The 2,956-nt window shown below is 66.6% G+C and carries 4 protein-coding genes; all 4 read left to right on the forward strand.

Annotation, left to right across the window (positions count from 1 at the left end; genetic code table 11):
* A partial coding sequence (locus VH499_RS03300) for a hypothetical protein (RefSeq protein ID WP_332051261.1) occupies positions 1 to 702 on the forward strand: 702 nt, incomplete at its 5' end.
* A gap of 216 nt (positions 703 to 918) precedes the next feature.
* Positions 919 to 1,719, forward strand: a complete 801-nt coding sequence (locus tag VH499_RS03305; protein WP_332051262.1) for an ABC transporter ATP-binding protein — start codon at positions 919 to 921, stop codon at positions 1,717 to 1,719.
* 21 nt (positions 1,720 to 1,740) lie between these two features.
* On the forward strand, positions 1,741 to 2,616 hold the full coding sequence (locus VH499_RS03310) for an ABC transporter permease (protein WP_332051263.1): 876 nt from the start codon (positions 1,741 to 1,743) through the stop codon (positions 2,614 to 2,616).
* 37 nt (positions 2,617 to 2,653) lie between these two features.
* Positions 2,654 to 2,956: ABC transporter substrate-binding protein (locus VH499_RS03315; RefSeq protein WP_332051264.1), on the forward strand; the 303-nt coding region annotated here is incomplete at its 3' end.

The following is a 2,956-nucleotide window of genomic DNA, read 5'->3' on the forward strand; positions in this document are numbered from 1 at the left end:
TATCTGCGCAAGGGCGTGTTCTCCTGCTACCGGCCGCTGCCGGCCGATGCGCCCATGCCGGCGGAGCAGAAGGAGCTGACGGAGGCGCGCTGGCGCGAGCTCTACTATTTCTCCCACGCCGACACCCGGCGCGCCTACGACGCGTACACCTCCTACTATCTCTCCACCTCGGGACAGCGCTACTGGTCCGACACCGGGCAGCTCGGCGTCTACATCGACGACTATCACGCCGAGCTCGACCGCCGGCTCGGCGCGGCGCACAGGGGCACCGAGATGATCTCGGAACTCTACGTCCCGCGCCCGGCCTTGCCGGCGTTTCTCGCTGCCGTGCGCGCGGACTTCCGCCAGCACGACGTGCAGCTCATCTACGGGACCATCCGCCTGATCGAGCGCGACGACGAGAGCGCTCTCGCCTGGGCGCGCGAGCCCTGGGCGTGCACGGTCATGAACCTGCACGTCGATCACACCGATACCGGCATCCGCAAGGCGGCGGACGATTTCCGCCGCCTGATCGACCGCGCGATCGAGCACGGCGGCAGCTATTTCCTGACCTATCACCGCTGGGCGAGCCGCGCCCAGGTCGAGGCGTGCTACCCGCAGATGCGCGAGTTCCTGCGCCTGAAACGGCGCCACGACCCGGACGAGATGTTCCAGAGCGAGTGGTATCGCCACTACAAGCGGATGTTCGCGGACGCGCTCTGATCGCGCACAACGGGTTTTCAGGCGCGGCGCAACCCGGGCGCCGCATGCCGAAACTTTACGCACAGGGAATAATTTGCCGCCATCGGCGCGCGGCGCGGAACTCCGGGCGCGCGGCGTTTATGCGCATGAACAGCCGTGGCCGTTGGCACGGCTTTTGCGATATAGTCGCCGCAATTGGGGAAATTCCGTGCCTCGCCACGGCCGTCCGGAGCGCGCATGCTGTCATCGGCCCCGAAACTTTGCGTCGACGACGTCAGCATGACGTTCAAGACGTCGGCCGGCGTCTTCCATGCGCTCGCGCCGGTGACGCTATCGATCCCGCAGGGCCGTTTCGTCAGCCTGATCGGGCCGTCGGGCTGCGGCAAGAGCACCATCTTCAACATCATCGCCGGGCTGTTGGAGCCGACCGGCGGCCGGGTCATGATCGACGGCGCCGACGCCACCGGCACCATCGGCCGGGTCGGCTACATGCTGCAGAAGGACCTGCTGCTGCCCTGGCGCACCGTCCTCGACAACACCGTCCTCGGCATGGAGATCCAGGGGGTGCCGCTGCGTGAGGCGCGCGCGCGCTCGCTGCCGCTGCTCCAGCGCTATGGGCTCGCCGGCTTCGAATATCTCTATCCGAATGCGTTGTCCGGCGGCATGCGCCAGCGCGCGGCGCTGTTGCGCACCCTGCTGTTCGACACCGATCTCATTCTGCTCGACGAGCCGTTCGGCGCGCTCGATGCCCAGACCAAGCTGCAGATGCAGGAATGGCTGATGCAGCTCTGGAGCGACTTCGGCAAGACGGTCCTGTTCGTCACCCACGACGTCGAGGAAGCAATCTATCTCTCCGACGAGGTGCACGTGATGGGCACCCGCCCGGGCCGCATCATCGCCACCATCCCGATCCCGCTACCGCGCCCACGCCTGCGCATGAGCTCGCTCACCGCGGAATTCGTGGCCATCAAGCAGCGCTGCCTCGCCATGCTCACCGTCGAGGGGGCGGCGCAGGAAACCATGAACCAAGCGGCGTGAGACGGCGGAGAGGGCTCCACGATGGCCGTTCAGGACAGTTCGACCCTCGGCGAGATGGCGAGCCTCGACCTCGCACAGGCTCCCTCGCCGCCCGCCGCCGCGCCGACCAAGCCGCTCCGGCGCCTGCCGGTGCAGAAGGACTGGCCGACGTGGGCGCTGATCGCGGCGCAGATCGGCATCCTCGTCGGCGGGATCTCGCTGTGGGAGATCGGCGCCCGCGCCGGCTGGATCGACGCCTTCTTCTGGTCGCAGCCGAGCGCGATCGCCCACACCATGGGAATCTTCTTCACCACCGGCGACGCCTGGACCGACATCAGCTTCACCTTCCGCTCCACCATCCTGGGTTTCATCATCGGCACGACGGCGGGATCGCTGCTGGGCCTTTCGTTCTGGTGGTCGCGCAACTACGCCGCCATCGTGCAGCCCTACGTGATCTGCCTGGAATCGATCCCGAAGCTCGCGCTCGCGCCGCTCATCATCCTGGTGTTCGGCATCGGTCTCGTGTCCAAGGTCGCGGTCGCAACCGCGCTGACGCTGGTGGTCTCGACGCTCACCGCCTATGCCGGCGTCAAGGCGCTCGATCCCGACGGCGAGAAGCTGTTCTATTCGCTCGGCGCCAGCAGGATGCAGGTGTTCCGCAAGCTGGTCGTGCCGTTCTGCCTGCCTTGGATCATCTCGGTGCTGCGGGTGAATATCGGCCTCGCGCTCACCGGCGCGATCGTGGGCGAGTTCATCGCCTCGCAGCACGGACTGGGGCGGGCCATCCTCTATGCCGGCCAGACCTACGACATCGCGCTGGTCTGGGTGGCGGTGCTCGTGCTCTCGACCCTGGCAATGGTCATGTACGCGGCCGTGTCATGGCTCGAGAGCGCGCTGCGCAAGGGCGTACGGCAATGATGCTGATTTCGAAGCACAATCCAACAGTGAGGACGTCATGAACAGGCGAAAGTTCCTGCAATCGACCGCGACGCTGAGCACCGGCTTGGGCCTCGCGCTTGCCGCTCCGCCCTTCATCGCGCGCGCCGCCGTCAAGGAGCTGCTGGTGGCGGAGCCGGTGCATTCGACCGGCTATCTGCCGATGTATATCGCGATGGCGAAGGGCTATTTCGCCGAGTCCGACATCGCGGTGAAGATCGTGACCATCGAGACCGGCGGCGGCCATACCAACGCGGTGCTGTCCGGCCAGGCTTTCGCCTTCATCGGCGGGCCCGAGCACAATGCCTACGCCAAGGCCAAG

The sequence above is a fragment of the Reyranella sp. genome, from assembly GCF_036558665.1.
GTDB lineage: Bacteria > Pseudomonadota > Alphaproteobacteria > Reyranellales > Reyranellaceae > Reyranella.

What these genes read in the sequence shown, in the direction of transcription:
- VH499_RS03305 (WP_332051262.1), top strand. Translation starts at nt 919, where the DNA reads ATGCTGTCATCGGCCCCGAAACTTTGCGTCGACGACGTCAGCATGACG.
- VH499_RS03310 (WP_332051263.1), top strand. Translation starts at nt 1,741, where the DNA reads ATGGCCGTTCAGGACAGTTCGACCCTCGGCGAGATGGCGAGCCTCGAC.